The 16,969-nt window shown below is 42.9% G+C and carries 13 protein-coding genes; all 13 read right to left on the bottom strand.

From position 1 onward, the window contains the following. Positions 1 to 160: 160 nt before the first annotated feature. The 13 genes from F461_RS0114400 to F461_RS0114340 all read right to left on the bottom strand — a co-directional run bounded on the left by F461_RS0114400 (position 161) and on the right by F461_RS0114340 (position 16,962). Positions 161 to 3,892: a DUF748 domain-containing protein gene (locus F461_RS0114400; RefSeq protein ID WP_020001867.1), complete on the bottom strand. Its 3,732-nt coding sequence runs from the start codon at positions 3,890 to 3,892 to the stop codon at positions 161 to 163. A gap of 409 nt (positions 3,893 to 4,301) precedes the next feature. Further along, on the bottom strand, positions 4,302 to 5,930 hold the full coding sequence (locus tag F461_RS18785) for an ArnT family glycosyltransferase (protein WP_020001866.1): 1,629 nt from the start codon (positions 5,928 to 5,930) through the stop codon (positions 4,302 to 4,304). Positions 5,931 to 6,188: 258 nt separating this feature from the next. Further along, the gene (locus F461_RS0114390; RefSeq protein ID WP_020001865.1) at positions 6,189 to 6,560 is read right to left on the bottom strand and encodes a hypothetical protein; all 372 of its coding nucleotides are present in this window, start codon (positions 6,558 to 6,560) and stop codon (positions 6,189 to 6,191) included. Between the two features lie 138 nt (positions 6,561 to 6,698). Continuing rightward, the gene (locus F461_RS18780) at positions 6,699 to 8,105 is read right to left on the bottom strand and encodes a heavy metal sensor histidine kinase (RefSeq protein WP_020001864.1); all 1,407 of its coding nucleotides are present in this window, start codon (positions 8,103 to 8,105) and stop codon (positions 6,699 to 6,701) included. Next, entirely contained in the window at positions 8,083 to 8,778 is a 696-nt protein-coding gene (locus tag F461_RS0114380) for a heavy metal response regulator transcription factor (protein ID WP_020001863.1), read from the bottom strand. The genes F461_RS18780 and F461_RS0114380 overlap by 23 nt, the downstream gene beginning before the upstream one ends. Positions 8,779 to 9,037: 259 nt before the next feature. Then, entirely contained in the window at positions 9,038 to 9,811 is a 774-nt protein-coding gene (locus F461_RS0114375) for a phosphate ABC transporter ATP-binding protein (protein ID WP_020001862.1), read from the bottom strand. After that, complete coding sequence (locus F461_RS0114370; protein ID WP_020001861.1) at positions 9,802 to 10,674, bottom strand: PstA family ABC transporter permease; 873 nt, start codon at positions 10,672 to 10,674, stop codon at positions 9,802 to 9,804. Before F461_RS0114370 ends, F461_RS0114375 begins: the two co-directional genes overlap by 10 nt. Then, on the bottom strand, positions 10,671 to 11,339 hold the full coding sequence (locus F461_RS19540) for a PstC family ABC transporter permease (protein ID WP_268874347.1): 669 nt from the start codon (positions 11,337 to 11,339) through the stop codon (positions 10,671 to 10,673). The genes F461_RS0114370 and F461_RS19540 overlap by 4 nt, the downstream gene beginning before the upstream one ends. A gap of 207 nt (positions 11,340 to 11,546) precedes the next feature. Next, positions 11,547 to 12,377 carry a phosphate ABC transporter substrate-binding protein gene (locus F461_RS0114360; protein ID WP_020001859.1) on the bottom strand — a complete coding sequence of 277 codons (831 nt, stop codon included), beginning with the start codon at positions 12,375 to 12,377 and terminating at the stop codon, positions 11,547 to 11,549. Between the two features lie 144 nt (positions 12,378 to 12,521). After that, positions 12,522 to 13,532 (bottom strand): esterase/lipase family protein, encoded by a 1,011-nt coding sequence (locus tag F461_RS0114355; protein ID WP_020001858.1) that lies wholly within the window; start codon positions 13,530 to 13,532, stop codon positions 12,522 to 12,524. A gap of 175 nt (positions 13,533 to 13,707) precedes the next feature. After that, positions 13,708 to 14,667, bottom strand: coding sequence for a beta-ketoacyl synthase N-terminal-like domain-containing protein (locus F461_RS18775; RefSeq protein WP_020001857.1), 960 nt, complete (start codon positions 14,665 to 14,667; stop codon positions 13,708 to 13,710). Positions 14,668 to 14,669: 2 nt separating this feature from the next. Then, positions 14,670 to 15,869: an AMP-binding protein gene (locus F461_RS18015; RefSeq protein ID WP_020001856.1), complete on the bottom strand. Its 1,200-nt coding sequence runs from the start codon at positions 15,867 to 15,869 to the stop codon at positions 14,670 to 14,672. Between the two features lie 7 nt (positions 15,870 to 15,876). After that, the gene (locus F461_RS0114340) at positions 15,877 to 16,962 is read right to left on the bottom strand and encodes a radical SAM protein (protein ID WP_020001855.1); all 1,086 of its coding nucleotides are present in this window, start codon (positions 16,960 to 16,962) and stop codon (positions 15,877 to 15,879) included. Positions 16,963 to 16,969: the final 7 nt, after the last annotated feature.

Here is a 16,969-nt window from a genome sequence, read left to right as displayed (position 1 = left end):
TTATCCCGTTCGCAAGGAGGTGTCCTTTATTGTTTAGTGAATGATATTATCTAGTTTATGCTCAAAGCCAAAAGAACTGCACACATTCTTACTGCGTTATAGCAGAGTGAATATGTGCAGTTCTTTTGTTAACAGAAAGTCAGACCGACATTGTCGGTATCTACTGTTTTAGTTTTAACTGTACCGACGTTGCGTGTGAATCCTTTTTACTTGAACCAGCCTGGATAGCCTTCACACGGTCTTTAAGCTCCGGATATTTACTGATGATCACGTCACGGACAGCATTAGCTCTGTCAACAGCGAGTTTGCGCAGCGCTTCGTGAGTGGTGTCTACTGAATTTCTAAGAAATTCTTCCATCTGTTCCTGCGTCTGTTCTTCGTATCCAAATAATCCACTAGGGCGAGGGTCATCTTTTTGTTCAGGAAAACTCTCATAGGCTTCTTTCAAGTACTTTTCATAGTTATACTTAGGTATAGCTGCTGCCTCCAGATCAATGTTTTTTTGTGTAGCACTTGAGAGACTATCATACCATTGTTGCTTAACTGCCATGCTAAGAGCACGATCTTTCAACCCTTTCACATCAATATCTGTATTGTAGTATCCAAGACATTCAAGAGTAATAGTAGGTTTAGTTTTCAAAACTGATGCCAGCTTGGTGAGCATTTGAAGGTCTGTCTTAGGTAACTGAGCAGAACCGGGCTTAAAAGTAATAAACTGGGCCTGTTCAGGAGAAACATCGCCAAGTAGTGACCCCAGTAAAGTAAAAGGCGAAATAGCAGCCTTCACAACTACGTTTACCAGAGTCGTTGCAATAATCTGATTAATGTGGAAGTTCGGATCGTTCAGATTACCTGTAATAGGCAGATTTAATGGAATATCCCCGTTCGGTTGTCGCATAAGAGAGAGACCCAGCTTAATAGGCACGGATGGTGCCTTAGACTGTGAGTTTCGTTCTCCAAGTGTAAAATCTTCGAATAGGAGCTGGTTCTCAGCATTGAGCTTATTTTGATAAATTTTCAATTTCACATCAGCATCAAGTGACCCTGTTTTAACTGGATAAGCAATGTACTTTACCGTGTAAGGACTAAATTTATCCAGTACGATATCATCAAGTTTCATCGTCATATTAAGCGCAATCGGGGAGGCCATAGGGCTCACAGTACCGGAAGCAGAAATCCTCCGTCCCTGTAGAGTCGCAGAGAAATTAACCGGAGATGGTTTTGAAGCTGACAAACTAAATTGTTTATATGATGCTGCAATATCTTCAAAATCAAGCACAACTTTAGGAGTAATAGAGGCATCCTGAAATGTAATTGCCCCGTTTTTAAGTGTAATGTTGCCTATGGTGATACCAAACGGCTTAGTTGTAGCTTGAATAGCTGCGCGTTTGCTTTGCTTAGACGCACGTTGAGCTTTTGTACCTTCAGGCTTCCCTTGAACTGCACGAGCAAGGTTCACCGAACCGTTTCTTTCTAAAATGACTTCAGTCTCTGGCCTGTCGATCGTTACCGACTCAATTGCAGCACTGTTTTTTGTGGAATCAAACGCAGCCTTTTTGACAGAAATCTGCTTTACAGAGCCAAGGTGTTCCTTTGCTGTTTTGCCATCAGCTGAGAGGTTATTGACGGTGATATCCGCTGCTACATTAATTTTGGGATCACCATTTTTAGGAACAGAAACGTTAGCTTTTGCAGTGGCAGAGACGGTTCCTTTTGTGATGGCAACTTCTGTATATTCTTTAACATACTCTGCAAAATCAGGAAGATTAACGTCTTTAACATTTATATTACCATCAACAGCAAGAGGGGAGTGAGCAAAGGTACCTTTTGCACTAATAGTACTTTTTTTGTTTACTCCAGTGGAAACAGAAAAAGCAGACGGCTTGTTATCTAGCGTAATGTCGCTTGCTGTTATGGCAACGTCTTTCAAGCTAGTTATAACAGTCTTTTTAAGGGCGGTGTCATGGAGAGTAATTTTTCCATTTTTAACAGCTACCCCCTGAATGAGCAGTTTCCATGGGCTCGCGGAAGATGATGATTTTGAGGCAGCTAAAGGCGCTTTCGGCTTTGAGGCAACTGGCTCGGCAACCAGAAGGGAGATAATATCTATTCCCTCTTTATTTCTAGTTATTGTAATATCAGGCCCAATAAATCCGATATTTCCGATCTCCACAGACTGTTTTTGCAAATCAATCGTTGCTCCGTCCACCGTAAGTGTTTGTAGAGCAATAGGGGCTTTCTTAAAGTTTTTTCCGGTAAGAGCCAGATTCTGCAACTGAATGTTGCCGTTAGCAATACGTACCTGCACCTGAGAAGACGCACCGGTAGCTACCTGAATATTAGCAGTCGCATTAAGAGCACCACTGCTAATTTGGGCAGGTGTTGCTGCGGCAAGGTATGGCATAAATTGAGAAAGTGACAGCTTGTTGATATCTGCTTTTAACTTAGCTGTAACAGGAGAAATCCCAACTCCTCCCGCAATTTCAATCAGCTTCTTATCTCCAACCGTAATCATTACATCAGCAGAGCTCGCCGGCTCTGTACTCAAGTTTTTTACAGCTATATCGACTGGAGTGAGCGTTATTGCAAATTCCCCGGGAACAGTGCTGTCTTTAAAAAGAACTTTTCCTTTTTTTATCGAGAACGATTCCACAACCATTGTAAATGGACGTTTGTTTTTTTGCTCTGCAGAAAGTGCATTTGCTGTGTCTTGAACAGATTTCTTTTCCGCAGTGTCCTTCTTCTCTGGAGTTGCTTTCTTTGCTTCTTTTTTTACGTCCGAAACCACATTGTTTTTGGTATCTGGCGTTACAGTGCTATCATTTTTGGGAACAAAGTATGTTGTCCAGTTAATCAAATTGTCCTTTTGCCTGTGAACTTCAACATACGGTGAGTCAATCTCAATGTTTTGAAAAATGAGTTTTTTTTCGGTCAAAGAAAAATCTTTAAGATTCACCACAAGCTGTGGGATAGCGAGCACCTCAGTTTTATCTTCTTTAGTTAAACCGAGGTCTTTAAATTTCACAGTACCGTCTATATCCAATTTCAATGGCTGACCAGCAGGACGACTGAAGCCAAGATTCATGGCTACATTCATCGTACCGGAAGTCAAAGCAACAGGAGATTTTATAGGAAAGTATCTCCAATATCTGGCAAGAGAAATATTATCCGCCACAAAAGAAAACTTGGTTAAGTAGCTGTTTGAAAACGGAAAAGTTGAGCCATCAAGATTAAACGGAGTACCGTTAATAAGCATAGATAGCTTTGGTTTAACCGCTTGCTCAAGATCGTTTTCAAATGAAGACGTGAGCGGAACGGCAAGGGATAGTTTGCTAACATGCTGAACTGCGTTTACTTTCTCATCATTAAACACAATATCGCCGTCTTCCAGAATCAGATTTAGAATCTTAAAGGGGAAAATCCGTTCGTCTTTCTTTTTTTCATGAGGCTCTTCAACGGCTTCTTCCGCTAATTTTGCCTGATGTTCAAGAATGTCATCAATGGAGAGGCTATCATTTTTGTACCGTGTAATGTTAATCTTGGGCTTAACAATTCGGACATGCTCAACAATCGGCGCCAGAGCGAGGACGGATTTTACCGATAACTGTGCTTCAAATGTTGCAACAGAAAATAGGTCTCCATTTCCATCTTTCTTTTTAATGGCAATATCATTGAACTCAACATGTAGCGTAAGTGGATTAAGACTGACGTTTCCAATAGAAACATTACGTTGGAGTAATGGCGGTAATTGTTCTTCCAGCTGCCATTTGGCTACAGGCGCAATAACAAGAAATCCCACAAGTACATATAGAAGAAAAATGGAAAGCAGGGTTCCAACCGTAATTGTCGTAATTTTACGCGCTTTCGTGGCAAAGAAAAATTTCAAATTCATTGTAGCCTCTTAATACAAATGCAGGATTCACCGTGAAGAAACCAAAAAGAAGAGCCAAGAGGTTTTTCTTCATAGTTACGCCCAGTTCCAATTACAATGGACGAAAATGGCATTCGTAATTGGTTCATGAAGAAAGATCAATCATCAATAACAATAGACCAGAGTGAATATTAACCTGAAATAGGCTGAACAGCCACTTTATACCTATTGGGTGGGGTGAAAAAGCACGTCACTGTTCTTGATAGATACGATAGGTGTGCAGTATTTTGTTACTATTTGTTGCATTATATTTGTGTTTTCTTTGTCTTTGAAGCTAGAAGGAAAAAAGGGGCGCACCAAGCTTGTATGCGCTTAAAACATAAAAAAAGCTCTCACAATATGCTGTGAGAGCTTTACCACGTTCATCCAACTAGTTCTGTACATTGACTCGATATATAAGCAATGGGTTATGCTTAACATATCTGGCAAGGTACTCTTTTTCTACCACAATATTATTAGGAAAATCAGTTGGATATGAAGCGATAACAATATGTTCCCCCGGCGAAAGGGTCATCAGATCCTCTTTTGCAATACGTATTGCCGGCTTGCCTAAGATCCACTGGGTCTGCAATTTTAATGAAGCGAGCGAATGCACCTGCTCTTCAACATTCCCTACAAAACTACGAATAGTCTGAATGGGAAGAGCGCCTCTGTTGGGCATTAAGGTTTTTATGTGCGGCGGAATTGTTACCAGTAAGAGTGCCATTGTGCTGAACAAACATCCGAGAAGTAATTGGGGCTTATGGTACATAGCAGTAGTCCAAAGCAGTGCTGCAAGCAGTAGGCTGCATAACGCCGCAAAGACTTGCCATGGATCAGTATAAAAAGGCGTTGAGGAAATTTCTCCAGCAATCCACATGACACCAACGATTGCCAGAAGGATTATAACACCTAAGACAGCATACAGCTGGAATCCGCGTTTCGTTCCGTAAAAAGAAAATCCTTGTTTTAAACAGTAATCCAGATACCCACCGACAAGTATAGATAACGGAACAATGACCGGAAGCAGATAGCGAACTTTCTTTTCGGGAATAATTGAAAGAAGGACAACTATTCCCACAGTCCAAAGTAGCAATTGCTTATATGGAATAGTATCTTGTAAACGCGAACGCGCATATTGCGGAATACAGACAAGTGCGGCAGGGATGGCCCAAAGCCCCAGCATTGCAGGAACCTGCGGCAGATAATACCACCACCCCCGGACATGTCGCCCAGCCCATGCTGCTGTTTCCTTAGAAAACATTGCGGCCATTGCCTCCGGGTGCATTATCATAATAACAACGTACCAGCTGACGGAGATAAGCAGCCCCAATGCCCCAACCAACAGAAGCTTTTTCCACTGGCTGGTCATTTTTTTTGCGCCATTTACGACTATTTCTGAAAAAAGAAATGGTAACAGAAGGGCATAAAAAGCTACCGGTCCCTTACTAAGAAACGATAGACCAAAGAATAGACCTGCAGACAAGCACACCCAAGGGCGAAACTTTTTGGATTTGAGCAACACATCAAGCGCCCATATCATCGCTGTCATATAGGCAATAGCGTGTATATCCCACGTGCCTCTACGTACCATAAATATGTATAGGTAACTGGTTCCGAGCACGGCTGTGCTTATCACGGAAATACGTGTTGACCTCGTCAAAGATTTTGTAAGACCAAAAAAAGCCAGCGACAAAAATAATCCGGCAAAAGCTGAAGGGATTCTGTTTACAACCAGATTTGTATCAGTCCCTGCTAACATCATTACAGCCGAAGTCATCCATGTCGGTAGTGGTGGTTTAGCAATGCGCAGCTCTCCAAAAAGGCTTGGCACAACCCAGTTCCCAGTTTTAATAATTTCACTTGCAGTAATAAAGTTACGTCCTTCCATTATCTCCGGATCAAGCTGATTTAAATACGCAGTTGTCGTAATTACAATCAGCAGTCCAAGTAAAAATAAAGGGACATACTTATGGCACAGCTTTTCTTCAAAAAATGTACAGATTTTTTGCATACTCATTCGGGATTATCCAACAAAAAAATGGTGTTCCTGCATAACGGTTATATCGCAATAGGATTGTACGCAGGCTTATTGCTATAAGCACATATAAAAAGAACATATACCGATTGGCACATATCAAAGAACAAACAGAAACATGACAAAGTTGTCAGCCAAGCAGAGGGAGCAAAAAAAACCAGCAGGAATACCTGCTGGCTTTTTTGAATACCATTTATTTTCTATGAGATGCTAACTTTGCTCGAGCCATGAGTACTACCATTAAGGGGAAGTATTCACGGCCCTTTCGCCGAAAAAACTCTTTATGTCTCTAGCAACCTTCAGTTCGCCTGAACCATAGTATGTTACTAAAACCCGTTGTCCAGCGGTAAGATCTTTCAAGGTTGCATTACGATTGAATTTCAATAGTCCCTTGCTTTTTATTGTAATTTCAGAAGTCGGTACCACCTGAAATGTCATCTGTTGTTCCGCATCATTTTTGACAATAACGACAGATTGCTCAGTATCAACAGCAACGACCTGACCGTTTATTACTGGCCACTTAGCATTATCATTGGCAAAAGCAGTCGACACAACGCTTATGCTGAGACCCCAAAAGACAGCAACTATTAAAAGTTGGGAGGCTATTTTCATTACGTTTCTCCATAGCTTTTTAACTAAAGCTGACGCTGTTACGCACCTAAAAGGTCCTTTCAACAAGTCAGCTTATGCAATGGAAACACCTTACAAAAAAGCACTCCACAAATCTCAAACAGAAACGTTACAGTCTTGTTAGTTATCAGGAAACAGCAGGGTAAACGTGGTCCCTTTCCCAACCTCTGTATCCACAGAAACACTCCCTCCATGCGCTGCCATGATGGTCTGCACAAAGGCAAGACCAAGCCCCGTATTTGAACGATCTGCACGGGCTATGTCAGCACGGTAAAACCGCGTAAAAATATGCGGGAGGTGGTGCGCTTCAATTCCAGAGCCGGTATCGGATACTGTAATTTTCACAAAGCCATCCAGATGCTCAGAAGCTAGCTGTATAAGCCCGCCCGTAGGAGTAAATCGTAAAGCATTTCCTACTAGGTTAAGCAGTGCCCGTCTCAATAAGTCTTTGTTTGCAGTCACAACGCCTTCTCCTTGCAACCTAAGCTCAACCTGCTTTTCTTCTGCAAGGGCTTCCAATAAGGCATACTGAAATTGAAATTCTTCCTGAATTGAGCATTCTTCAATGCTCAAAGGAGCCTGCATATGCTCAGTTCTTGTAAGAAAAAGCATGTTTTCAATAAGTCTGGAAAGGTGTGTTGCTTCTAATTCGATTGTCTCAAGAGTCTGTTTATACTCTGCAACATCTCTGTTCCTGTTAAGCATGACACTGGCAGCTGAAAGCATGTTATTTACTGGAGTGCGCATTTCATGGGCGATATCCGCTGAAAACTGACTTAGTTCCGTAAAGGCCTCTTCCAGACGTTCAAGCATGGCATCAAAAGACTTCGCGAGCCCTGCAAGCTCTTCAGGCCAAGGTTGTTCGCCAATGCGTTCAGAGAGATGCTCCGAAGAAATTCCTTGTATGGATGTTGTCACATGCCGTAATGGACGCAGGCCATACCCGCTGACAAACCAACTTATGGCAACGGAAAGCAAGATTCCGGCAAGAAGCAAAATCATAAGATTCCATCGATACGTGCTTAGTAATTCACTTGTGGGACTCAAGTCATAAGAAGCATCAACCCGCCATGTCTGTCCCGGTGCTGTGCTTATTAAAAAAGAAGTGGTTCGGTATTCAATATTAGACTTAGGATCAGTCCAGACCCCATACTTAGGAGGGTTTGAAAGTGAAAAAACTTCTGAAGGGATATTCATATTGGGCGTGGAGAGATATAGCTCGTTATTCGTAGAAAAGACGCGTACACCCAACCGGCCATGTGCATTAACAGCATATTCCCATATAAGCTGCCAGCTTTTAGAATCGGTAGTAATAGAAAGGGTCTCAACTGCATCACGGATAAACGTTGCAGCTTCAATAAATTCCTGTTTATCTTCCGTTCGAAGCTGAGTCTTTAGACCAGAATAGATCGAAAATGACGTCGCACAAACAATAAGTGTTGTTATAACTGCAAATGCCACAGCGAGACGTGCTTGTAAGGAGCATGTGCGTAATACGCCAAATTTATTCTTCGGCTTTGAGAACATATCCGACTCCCCGCTGTGTATGAATAAGCTTATGCGTTGCGTCAGCATCTATTTTAATACGTAATCTGCTTACAGCTACATCAACGACGTTCGTATCACAGTCAAAATTAATACCCCATAGCTGTTCAGCAAGCACTGTGCGGGTGAGTACTTCGCCTTTCCGACGCATAAAAAGTTGGAGCAGGGCGAACTCTTTAGGCGTGAGGTCAATAACTTTGTCAGCTCTTGTAGCTTGATGCGTTAAGAGGTTGAGCGTTAAATCGCCTACGGTTAAATCTGTCTCAGCGCTAATAATAGGGGAGCAGCGCCGTAATAAGGCCCTGATTCGCGCCAGCAGTTCTGCAAAGGCAAATGGTTTCACAAGATAATCATCTGCGCCGAGTTCTAATCCGCGCACTCTATCTTCAACACCGTCGCGGGCAGTAAGGAACAGTACAGCAGGGGTTCTGTCAGCCTTTTTTGCTGTTTCAAGAATGGTCAACCCATCAATGCCCGGCAACATGATATCAAGAATTGCCAATGAATATTCTTCTGTCAGTAAGTAGTGCAAACCGTCAGGACCGTTGTAAGCAACATCTACAACAAATCCTTCTTCTCTTAGTCCCTTGGCAATATAGGTAGCTGCTGTTTCCTGATCCTCAACTAAAAGGAGTTTAGTGGCATTGCTGGTCATACAATATTTCCCTGTTTTATAGCTTCATTCACACATCGTATACACGATAAGCACATACACCTGTCGGCTACTATATGTGCTTTCCCTATGTTTTTTTTGTAAACAAAAAGGGAAGGATGCTGTTGTCGGCTATACACGAATCCTATCCGTATGGCACAAAAAATTTGATTACAATGTTGTTAGAATACGCAAGACATATACTCACAGATAGAACGTTCACTAGCCACTAGACTCTATAAAGAAGTGAAACACTCAATGTTTACAGTATGTTTTCTATAGTCTGCTGCATAACAGCACTATCTCGAACTTCTTCTTTAGAAAGCGTTTGAACCAATTCACCAGAAGAAAGTACATAAAGGCTATCAGCAAGGCGCTGCGCCTGCGCCAGACTATGGGAAACAACAATGGTCGTGTAATCTGAAGAAAGGGAGCCTAGCAACTCTTCTATGGTTCGTGTCGCATGAAAATCCAAGGAAGCACTTGGTTCGTCTAATAAAAGGATTTCCGGCTGCAACACCAGAGCTCGGGCTATACATAAGCGTTGCTGTTGTCCTCCAGAAAGATGCGTAGCAGGTCTGTTTAATCTGTCTTTTACCTCCCGCCACAAAGCTGCTTGTTTTAACGCATGCTCCATACGGGCTTCAGCTTCGCTACCGTGAATGTGCAGCGCAAGCTTTAACGGAATAATAAGATTGTTCCGTATAGAATTTGGCAGAACGTTTGGGGTTTGAAAAACCATACCCACACGACGCCGGAGTTCCTCACAAGAAATTGTGCCGGAATAAATGTCATGCTGAGAATTATTCAACGTAACAAGGATTCTCCCTGTAGTGCTGCTTCCTTCAAGACACTCATTCAATCGGTTGAAGCTGCGCAACAAGGTTGTCTTTCCAGAACCGGAACGTCCAATAAGAACTGAGAGTTTGTTTTTAGGAAATGAAACGGACAGATTTTTAACAATAGGCAGCCCGTTAAAAGAAATGGTTACGTCTTCTGTTTGGATAGCAGGAGGTAAAGTTTCTGTTAGAACCATTTTCGTTCCATTGTTCGTCTTAAATAGTGAGCAACTAAAAAGAGACACGTTGTTTGTAAAAGTAAAATTAACGCTGTTCCAAATCCTTGGGTAAGCTCTGCCTGACTCTGAAATTGTGCAGCAAGGTAGTACACTTTAAACGGCAATGCTTCATATTTATCAAAAAGGTTTCGAGGTACCCCAGCATTTGCAACGACGCCGGTGAGCAAAATAACCGCAGTATCTTCTGACGCTCGACCTATAGATAAAATAATACCACTCATAATGCCGCGCAGGGCTAACGGAATGCGTATGTAAAAGGTACTTTGTACAGGGCTAAACCCTAAAGAGGGGCCCGTCAGCTTTAATTCCTCAGGCAAGCTGGAAAGGGCAATGACTGTAGTATTAATACAATAAGGCAGCACAAGTACCGCAATACATAAGGCTGAAAGCCAAAGTCCGGTAACAGCGTGTGGGAAAAAAGTGTTCCGCGCAAGCAGGATAAGTGCAAAACCAAAAAGCCCCATAATAATTGATGGAATACCGGCAAGCAAATCTGTTAAAAAAGTGACAGGGCGCTTGAAATTTTCCGGTGCAAATTCTGCCAGATAGATACCTGTCATTATCCCAATAGGAATGGACATGCTGCATGATAACAATACGAGATATAACGTCCCTACGCATGCCGGCCATATTCCATCAAACACAGGCATTCCATGAAAAAGTACATCTACAGGAGAGGAATCGCCAAAAAGAAGAGATAAGGAAAGTGCAGGGATGCCCTTGATACACAAAAATCCCAGTAAAAGCACGATAGCGCCAACAGTCATAATGGGAGCTGTATACGTAACTATGCAGAGTAGAAGCTCTTTTACCTTACTCATGCCTTTCCTTCCTCAGATTTACCAGCGATCCATCGAAGCGCGATATTAACAGCTACCGTAGAAGAAAACAGCACCATACCACATGCGAAAAGCGACAGGTACGCATCACTCTGACTATCCGTCGCCACGACAAGAGCAATGTGCGACGTTAGAGTCCGGATAGAGTCCAGAATAGATTCCGGCTGGCTTACTGCATTCCCTGCAAGCATCAGTGGAATAAGAGTATCTCCAACGGCTCGGCCAAACCCGAGAACAGCTGCTGTCAGTAAACTTGTCTTTGCATTCGGAAACACAATGTATATAAATTTTTGAGCTTCTGACATGCCTAACGCTTTAGCTGTCAGACGAATTTTTGGTTCAATCTGTGAAAACTGGCTATGCAAAATGAGTACGATAGTCGGTAAAATGAGCAGACTCAAAATGAGTCCAGCCGCGAGTATGGAAAATCCTGTGCCATGTTGGAAAAAAGAACGCAAAAACGGCACCAGCAAGAACACTGCGACAAAACCATAAATGACCGTCGGAATGCTCGTCATAAACTGCACCAGTACCAGCATAGCCTTACGCAGTGTAGAATGGCTGGAACCGTGAATATAGCAACAGAGGCCTAAGCTTAGGGGATAGCTCAACGCTAAGGCGAATAGCGACAACAGGAGACTCCCCATAACCATAGGCAATATGCCGAAATTACCTTCAAACGGTTGCCATGACCATGCAAAAACATGCTGTAGTTTAGTTAATGAAAAAAGAGGGAAGGAAAAGTAGAGAAGGAAACAGAAAATAGCAACCACTGCAATACAAGAGGCAGTGGTTGCTACAAAAAGAACGCTAGTTATTAAACGACTTGTTCTGACGTTATGCAAGGCACGTCCCTAGTCTAATGGTAAATATCCACTGGAAACGATAATATCCGTGCATTCATTTGAAAGAATATAGTCAATAAATGATTTTACAATACCGGAAGGTGTACCGTTCGTATTCATGTAGAGCTTACGAACGATTTTGTATGTACCATTCTTAGCTGTTTCCTGTGATACACTAACGCCATCCAGAGTAGGGGCTTTTACAGTACTATCCAGTGTACCGATGCCAATAAAGCCGATTCCGTCAGGATCCTGAGCGATAGCTACTTTCATCGCGCCATTAGATGCTACAACATTTGCGGAATCAACAATTTTTCCCTTTTTAAGCAACTTTTTCCAGTAAACGCTTCTGGTTCCACTTGCTTCATCACGAGTGTAGATGTGGATAGCGGCATCCGCACCACCTAATTCTTTCCAGTTTGTAATCTTTCCGGCAAAAACATCCTGAATCTGCTTTGTAGTAAGCGCATTTACAGGATTTTGAGCAGAAAGAACGGTGGCTACACCATCAATAGCAAATGGAAAGGAGGTGAGATTATATTTGGCTTTTTCTTTTTCACTGGTAGCGCGACCTGCATTACCAATATCGACGAGCCCTTCGCCGACTTTCTGGATACCCACACCGGAACCACCACCTGCGATGGTAATGCGAATATCAGGGTTCTTCATCATAATACGTTTTGCAGCGGCTTTCATAACAGGTATATGCGCTGTGCCTCCTGCAATGGCAATTGTGCCAGACTTGTTTGCAAAAGCATCCAAACCAGAGGCGTAAGCAGGAGTGTAAAAACAGAACGTTGCTATGAATAGAAGTGCAAAAAATTTGTGACTGATTTTCATCCGGCAATCCTTGTTGTTAGGAATCATAATAATAAAATATAATACTATCTAATTATACAAGATAAAATCAAATTGAAAAAAATAATACAAACAAGAACAACCTATTGGCTTGGTAAATATTAGAGTTCTATACCCAGTGCCTGCTTACCTCTGATTTGTATATGAAGAAGTTTTAAAATTCATCAGACATTGCTCCACGCATCCTTTGATCAACATAACCACTTCGTTGTCCCGTAACGATTCAGCATGGCTAGTTAGAACATTATGTGTCGATGTCGGTTTGATGTTTTTTCCAGTAGCAAGCTGATTTTCCGTAGTAAAAAGCTCATCATTGGGATTAGCAGTCTTACTGGATTCTGCTGTTGCACCGTAAATTAAGGTATAAGCCGTTTCAGGAGGAAGGGGAGATGATTTTACTGTATGGATAAACTTACTGTCCGTATCGATATCATCAAAGACCTTAGGACTGACAGGATTTACCAGTTTTGCATATCTGGCCAATTTGCAACCATCCCAAGGTGTAACAAGGGTAACAATCTGGCGTATCGCAGGAGAAAAAGAATGTTGGCTCAGTATCTGGGCAGTACGCACTGCGATAAAGCCACCTTGAGAGTGACCGAGAAGGACAATATACTTGTCTCGCAGTTGCCGGACATTACTGCACAACAGGCTTGAAAGCACCATCGCCGTGGTTTCTAGCGAATCTCCCGTGGGGTAGTTGAAAAAAATATGCGTAACAGGGAGTCCCTGCAACTCATTATAAATTGGTTTCCACCCCGTTGGCCTACCATTGTACCCGTTGATATACACAACAACGAGTTTTGCTGGTGCGGATGAAACTTGATACAGCCCCGCACAACCGCTACGCCAGAAAGAGACTGGGTTGTCTAAACCGATATTTCTACGTTCAACGGTAAACAATGGGTATTCTAAGTTAGGAATAGAACGGGTTGTAACAGGAAAAGCACATGGAATTGATGCAGATGAACACATCAGGCTATTATCCAGCAACAATCCATCTGAACTATCATGTACTATTGGTGTGCATTCTACGGGTTGTGCCAAATATCGCTGAATGGGAACAAAGCTGCTGCACGATGTGATTTGCGTAATCCAGAACAGCATACCGAAAACATAACATATCCTGCGTACCATAAGCTCTCCTTAATGCGGATGCTCTATGAACGTACTGCAATTAATAGAGTATACTGAGGATATATTACGTTTTTTTGTTATTATTCCTTATATTGCAGGGTAGTATAAAAAAAGCGCGATACCATTTATGTGATGGCATCGCGCTTTTGCTTTAACTAAAAAATATTTCGGTAAGCTACTTGCTGAACGAAATAACCGCGCTGTTCCTTGCTCCGTCTAAAGCAAAGGCCTGAGCTTCTGATACGGCACCGGAAAGGATACTCTGTACTGCCTGCACAGAGGAAAAAGCTAACGCAGAAGGGTGGCTTCCTAACACAGGCAAAATATTTGTGACGTTCTCTCCGGCGGTAATACGTGCAACAATACTCTGCTGATCAGTTAACCCCAGCGGAGCAACAAACACCGGACACATGTGTTGAAGCGTCTGTTTAGAGTATGGTTCAATCTTGATGTCTGTAAGTACACAGGAAGTTGTTCTTTCAGGTTTGGTTCCTAAAACAAGAAAAGCGGCGCCTTCTCCTGCAACGACATCCGGAAGCAAGCATGCCCCTTCTTCAGCAGACTGAAAACGGTTAACGCAATGTTCCAATACCTGACAATGTTCATCCACTCCACCAACAAGGACGTAATCCACTATACCGGTTTTTAACCAATGCACGGCAGTGGCGAGTGAGTACGCAGGACCAAGCCCGATATTACTTGTACAAATGTTTGGTCCTTGGGCTTTAGTCTGCATAGCAATGTATGCGGATGCCGCATTATGTAACCCGCTTGAGAAGTAGGTAGGGGACGCAAGCCTGTCTCCGTCATTAAAAAAAGAGTCAAGAAAACTAAATGAAGTCTGCGCAGCACCATAGCCACTGGCTAATGCCACTCCCATATTTTCATGGTCCGTTTCTAACAAACCGGCATCTTCAAGAGCAAGAAAAGAAGCATAAAGTGCCAGACGGGAAAAATGATCAATACGTCTAAGGGCACGTTTGGGAATAAACTTTGTCAATCCGGAAGTATCAGTCCGCTGGCTGGAATCAGTAATACTGGAAGCGACCAAATCCACAGGCAGAGCATTCTGCTGCTCACCATGCGGTGTCACTATTCCTGTACCAAGAATATATATTTCGCGATGTTGTGACATGACTAGTTCCAATCCTTGGCTTTACCCATTGCATTGACTGGGAATTGATTTCCAAATGTAATTTTTTTTGGACGTTCAGCAGGCCGTAAACGATTACGGCACCACTGATATAACTCTGCTCGCAACGCGATCGTATCCGGCTCAAAACTTCTTGGGAGAATAAATGCCTTCAAACGATTTCCTTCATCCGGTCGCATTAAACGCACAGCACAGTCCAAAACATCAGGGTGTTGTTTTATACAGGCAGCTGTTTTCAGTAAAGAAACGTTAATACCACCAACCTGAACGATTTTATCTTTACGTCCCCTCACTGCAAATAACTCGTGAGAGAACCATTCAACAAAGTCAGGGATAGCAACAGGGGGTTGAGGGATATCAAGAGGATGAACACGTTCAATCCACGAATTTTCAATATCATCGCAACGAACGCGTTGCCAAAAATTAAATAACGTCAGCGGTGCATCAGGGTGGTGCTGAAAACCAAGTCCACCCGTTTCAGAACTGCCATAAATATTGCTGATGCGTGCAAGCCCTAAAGAAAGCAGTTGGTGCATTGTCTCAGGTGAGCACGGCGCAGTAGAAGTGGAACCATGAATGTTTGCAGGAAATGGTATGCCGAGCTTAATCAACCCGTTCCAAAAGAGTGGGAAAGAAACTATAAAGTCTCCTTCCTTCAACTCTTCAATAAAAGCTCGTGAAGGGAATGGAACCGGTATTAGACACGGAATTTCCGCAACTTTGGGGAGTAGTACGGTGAATAAAAATCCATAGACATGGTGACATGGAACGGTTGATACAATGCGCTTTCTTTCATGAAGAAGGGTGCGTTGCAGTTCCTGCGCCTCCTGCCATAATAACACAGATTCAAGTTTCTGCTGTGTTGGCTTTCCTGTTGACCCTGATGTTATAAATGTAATTATAGCAGGATCCTGTGACCATTCGTGATAAATAGCACCCGCCCAATGCTCAATACTGTCATCACCGCAAAGGACTTCGGCAAGAGCAGGGCATTGAAACATGGTTGAAACATGCGCTGCGATAGCCATCGGTAAAATAGTAGTGCCTTCCAGTAGGGAAACAATAGACCGGCTCGAATCCTCTTCAAGTTTATGCAAAGGCATAGAAGTATGTTCCTGCACTGCCGAGCGGCAGATACTCAGGAGAATTCTGCTGATATCATCTATAGAAAGAATAGGCTGCATACAAATGTCACCTGTTACTCTGTTCACGCCAGCAAACAGGGTCTTCACCAAAAAGATCGCCTTGCTGATACGCGGCACCTCGGCACCCGTAACACGACTTAGCAAGATCACAGGTTTTACATTTTCCAGTAATATGCTCATTAATGTAGCGTGTTTGACAAGCAACTTCAGAACTAAGAATCTCTTTAATCGAGTCTGTCCGCAGTGATCCCATTTGAAGGTCGACGCCAACACATGGGCAAACTATGCCGTTAGCACGGACATACATGCTCATGTAGTAGCGCAGGCAGCGATGACCGCCAGCAATCGGCGGTAAAATTTCCCATTCCAGACCGTATTCCGCATGATCAATTTCATTCAGCCGGACAAATAGGGCATGTAGTTTTTCGTTGGAAACAACAAGATCATTGGGATGAGCTTGACTCCGCCCCTGCACTGTCAATGTCTCTACATACGGCACAATATTGCGCTCACGCGCCCATCGCCACATGTCAGTAATTTGATTGTAGTTAGTTTTGGTAACAACTGTTTCAAATGAAAGGCTTCGCTTGTTCCCAAACCCTAATTCAATGAGATGATTAAACGCGGACATGCTTTTGTCGAAAGCACCTGCCCGTGCGACCAGAGCATCATGAGTCTGCGCATTCATCCCATTTAATTTAAGACAGACAGAGGCATTTAAATCGTACAGTAATTGCGCGGTTTCTTTATCCAGCGCCACACCGTTGGAAAAAGTTACATGCTCAATGCCAAGTCTGTTACAACATTCAAGTGTTGCGATGTACTTCTCACGAATTACAGGGATAAGTGGCTCGCCACCAAGGATGCAAATACGGCGCAAATCATGCTTTTCTTTCGCTTCAGTCAGAAGCTCAATAATCTCCTGTGCTGTGAGTTCGTCAGCAGCAGGGGGCTGTGCTCCTTCACTCTCATACCGGTAGCAGTATACACATGCACAGTTGCATGCCTCGGTAATTTCTAAATCAAGCGATAAAATATTACCCTTATCACGAGCCTGCATAATTTCCGAAAGCTCAAAATCGAGCACAGGAATAACATCCGGCTTTGAAAAAGAGTTTTTGTTACAATCCATTAGCGTT

This window comes from Halodesulfovibrio aestuarii DSM 17919 = ATCC 29578, from assembly GCF_000384815.1.
In the GTDB taxonomy this organism is placed as follows: Bacteria; Desulfobacterota; Desulfovibrionia; order Desulfovibrionales; family Desulfovibrionaceae; genus Halodesulfovibrio; species Halodesulfovibrio aestuarii.
Note: the sequence above shows the minus strand (reverse complement) of the source record. Positions and strands in the feature narration are given on the sequence as shown.

What these genes read in the sequence shown, in the direction of transcription:
- F461_RS0114400 (WP_020001867.1), bottom strand. Translation starts at nt 3,892, where the DNA reads ATGAATTTGAAATTTTTCTTTGCCACGAAAGCGCGTAAAATTACGACA.
- F461_RS18785 (WP_020001866.1), bottom strand. Translation starts at nt 5,930, where the DNA reads ATGAGTATGCAAAAAATCTGTACATTTTTTGAAGAAAAGCTGTGCCAT.
- F461_RS0114390 (WP_020001865.1), bottom strand. Translation starts at nt 6,560, where the DNA reads ATGAAAATAGCCTCCCAACTTTTAATAGTTGCTGTCTTTTGGGGTCTC.
- F461_RS18780 (WP_020001864.1), bottom strand. Translation starts at nt 8,105, where the DNA reads ATGTTCTCAAAGCCGAAGAATAAATTTGGCGTATTACGCACATGCTCC.
- F461_RS0114380 (WP_020001863.1), bottom strand. Translation starts at nt 8,778, where the DNA reads ATGACCAGCAATGCCACTAAACTCCTTTTAGTTGAGGATCAGGAAACA.
- F461_RS0114375 (WP_020001862.1), bottom strand. Translation starts at nt 9,811, where the DNA reads ATGGTTCTAACAGAAACTTTACCTCCTGCTATCCAAACAGAAGACGTA.
- F461_RS0114370 (WP_020001861.1), bottom strand. Translation starts at nt 10,674, where the DNA reads ATGAGTAAGGTAAAAGAGCTTCTACTCTGCATAGTTACGTATACAGCT.
- F461_RS19540 (WP_268874347.1), bottom strand. Translation starts at nt 11,339, where the DNA reads ATGGGGAGTCTCCTGTTGTCGCTATTCGCCTTAGCGTTGAGCTATCCC.
- F461_RS0114360 (WP_020001859.1), bottom strand. Translation starts at nt 12,377, where the DNA reads ATGAAAATCAGTCACAAATTTTTTGCACTTCTATTCATAGCAACGTTC.
- F461_RS0114355 (WP_020001858.1), bottom strand. Translation starts at nt 13,532, where the DNA reads ATGGTACGCAGGATATGTTATGTTTTCGGTATGCTGTTCTGGATTACG.
- F461_RS18775 (WP_020001857.1), bottom strand. Translation starts at nt 14,667, where the DNA reads ATGTCACAACATCGCGAAATATATATTCTTGGTACAGGAATAGTGACA.
- F461_RS18015 (WP_020001856.1), bottom strand. Translation starts at nt 15,869, where the DNA reads ATGCAGCCTATTCTTTCTATAGATGATATCAGCAGAATTCTCCTGAGT.
- F461_RS0114340 (WP_020001855.1), bottom strand. Translation starts at nt 16,962, where the DNA reads ATGGATTGTAACAAAAACTCTTTTTCAAAGCCGGATGTTATTCCTGTG.